General features: G+C 71.7%; 1 protein-coding gene. It reads right to left on the minus strand.

Annotated features, from left to right (window positions below; genetic code table 11):
* Positions 1–69: 69 nt before the first annotated feature.
* Positions 70–2643 (minus strand): alpha-glucan family phosphorylase, encoded by a 2574-nt coding sequence (gene glgP / locus ACFWW9_RS46005; RefSeq protein ID WP_390389971.1) that lies wholly within the window; start codon positions 2641–2643, stop codon positions 70–72.
* Positions 2644–3192: the final 549 nt, after the last annotated feature.

A 3192-nucleotide genomic window follows, 5' to 3' on the forward strand; every position in this document is an offset into this window, starting at 1 on the left:
ACCCCCCCCGCCCCCCCACCCCCGCTCCCCCCCCGGGGGGCCCCGCCCGCGCCCGCCCACCCCGTGGGCTCAGCTCGCGAGGACGACCCGGCCCAGCTCGGCCGGCGAGGCGAGCAGATCGTGCCGGGGCAGGACGCGCACCGTGTAGCCGAGGGTGCCCGCGTGCGGCAGGGGCGTCTCGACCTCGTAGTTGCCGTTGCCCGCGTAGTCCATCGTCGCGGTGACGAGGTCGTGCAGCTCGTCGCCGTCGCCGACCTTGCCGAGCACGACCTGGACCTCCACCTCGGACGGCTCCAGCCCCGCCAGCTCCACCCGCGCGCGGACGGTCACGGGCGCGCCGAGCACCGGCGTCGGGTGCCCGTCGATGTGCAGCTCCGAGTCGAGCACCTGCACGCGCGGCCACGCCTCGCGCACCCGCTGCCGGTAGTCGGCCAGCTCCTTCGCGCCGCGGAAGCCCTCGCCCACGACCGACTCGGCCGAGGCGGCGGCGGGCGCGTACAGCGTCTCCACGTACTCGCGCACCATCCGCGACGCCTGCACGGCCGGGCCGAGCGACGCCAGCGTGTGCCGGACCATGGCGAGCCAGCGGGTCGGCGTGCCGTCCTCGCCGCGGTCGTAGAACAGCGGCGCGACCTGGTTGCCGAGCAGCTCGTACAGAGCGGTCGCCTCCAGGTCGTCGCGGCGGGTCGGGTCGTGCACGCCGTCGGCGGTCGGGATCGCCCAGCCGTTGCTGCCGTCGTACAGCTCGTCCCACCAGCCGTCGCGGATGGACAGGTTGAGGCCGCCGTTGAGCGCGGACTTCATACCGGACGTGCCGCACGCCTCCAGCGGGCGCATCGGGTTGTTCAGCCACACGTCGCAGCCCCAGTACAGGTACCGGGCCATCGACATGTCGTAGTCGGGCAGGAACACGATCCGGTGCCGCACGCCCGCCTCGTCGGCGTAGCGGACGATCTGCTGGATCAGCGCCTTGCCGCCGTCGTCGGCCGGGTGCGACTTGCCCGCGACCACGAGCTGCACCGGGCGTTCCGGGTGCAGCAGCATCGCGCGCAGCCGTTCCGGGTCGCGCAGCATCAGCGTGAGCCGCTTGTAGGTCGGGACGCGGCGGGCGAAGCCGACGGTCAGCACGTCCGGGTCGAACACCGAGTCCGTCCAGCCCAGCTCCAACGCGGACGCGCCGCGCTGCAACCAGGACGCGCGCACGCGGCGGCGGACCTCGTCGACCAGCCGCCCGCGCAGCTCGGTGCGCAGCTCCCACAGCCGGGCGTCGGTGACGGGCTCGAAGCCGCGCATCCCCATCCCGGACTCCTCGGTCTCGCCGAGCAGCTTGGACATCTCGGTCGCGGCCCACGTCGGCCCGTGCACGCCGTTGGTGACCGAGCGGATCGGCACCTCGGTCACGTCGAAGCCCGGCCAGAGGCCGCGGAACATGTCCCGGCTGACCTCGCCGTGCAGCTTCGACACGCCGTTCGCGCGCTGCGCGAGCCGCAACCCCATGTGCGCCATGTTGAACAGGCCGGGGTTGTCCTCCGCGCCCAGCGCGAGGACCCGCTGCGTGCTGACACCGGGCAGCAGCGTCTCGGACCCGAAGTAGTGCTGCACGAGGTCGACCGGGAACCGGTCGATGCCCGCGGGCACGGGCGTGTGCGTGGTGAACACGGTGCCCGCGCGCACGGCGGCGAGCGCCTGGTCGAAGTCGAGGCCCTCGGTGGTCGCCAGCTCGCGGATGCGCTCCAACCCGAGGAACCCCGCGTGGCCCTCGTTGGTGTGGAACACCTCGGGCCTCGCGTGGCCGGTCAGCTCGCAGTAGGTGCGCACGGCCCGGACGCCGCCGATGCCCGCGAGGATCTCCTGCCGGATCCGGTGGTCCTGGTCGCCGCCGTAGAGCCGGTCGGTGACGCCGCGCAGGTCCTCGTCGTTCTCCTCCACGTCGGAGTCGAGGAGCAGCAACGGGATCCGCCCGACCTGGGCCTTCCAGATCTTGGCCCGCAGCACCCGGTCGCCGGGCATGGCGACGTGCACCAGGATCGGCGCGCCGGACGGCTCGGTCAGCAGCTCGAGGGGAAGGGCGCGCGGGTCGAGCACCGGGTAGTGCTCGATCTGCCACCCGTCGAGCGACAGCGACTGCCGGAAGTACCCGGACCGGTAGAGCAGCCCGACCGCGATCAACGGCACCCCGAGGTCGGACGCCGCCTTCAGGTGGTCACCCGCCAGCACCCCGAGCCCGCCGGAGTAGTTCGGCAGCGCCTCGGTGACGCCGAACTCCATCGAGAAGTAGGCGATGGCGGACGGCAGGGGTGTCAGCTCGTAGTTGCCGTGCTCCCGCCGCGCCTGCACCTCCTCCTGCCGCCGCTGGAACCACCGGGGCCCCTGGGTGTAGCGGTCGAGGTCGTCGGCGAGGGCCCGCGCGTGCGACAGGAACTGCTCGTCGCGCGAGAGCCTCTCCAGCCGCTCGGGCGACACGACGGACAACAGGCGCAACGGATCGCCACCCACCTCGGACCAGACCTGGGGGTCGACCGACGCGAAGAGGTCCTGCGTCGGCGGATGCCAGGTCCAGCGCAGGTTGGTGGCGAGCGTGCCCAGGGAGGACAACGGCTCCGGAAGGCTGGCTCGGACGGTGAACCGGCGAAGTGCTCGCATGGCGACGGACCTTATCTCCCGGCGGGCGGAACACGACAAGCTTCCACGCCAGGTCTGCAAGCCTTTGCCGGATCGGTACCGGGATCGATACAGCTGCGAGGGGCGCTCTAGCTGCGGTTTAGGGGGTGCGCGGGAAGCCGTTCTTGATCGTCGCAATTGGAGCAGTGATGTGGGGGACAGCGGGAGTTGAGGAGTGCTCATGCTGTTTGCGGGTTCGGGAGTTGGGGGTGGGGTTGGGCGGTGGGGTTGGGCTGTCGTCGCGGTCGGGTTTGGGCTGCGGCTTCCAGCTTGGTCAAGTGGCTGGCCGCCGGTGCCGACGTGGCCACTCAACGGCTTCGGCTTCCAGCCAAGCCACCCAGCGACCGCCGGTTCCGGCCCGCCCAGCCAGCGGCCGCTAGTTCCAGCCGAGCCACCCAGCGGCTTCGATTCCCAGCCTGCCTACTCGCCGGCTTCAACTTCCAGCGTGCTGTGTCCGATTTGATTTGGGGCCCCTAGATTTGCCCCTTGATCGGGCCAAAAGGCAGTGCCCCAAAGCCCTGCCCGATCTCC

The organism is Umezawaea sp. NPDC059074 (genome assembly GCF_042738955.1).
In the GTDB taxonomy this organism is placed as follows: domain Bacteria; phylum Actinomycetota; class Actinomycetes; order Mycobacteriales; family Pseudonocardiaceae; genus Umezawaea.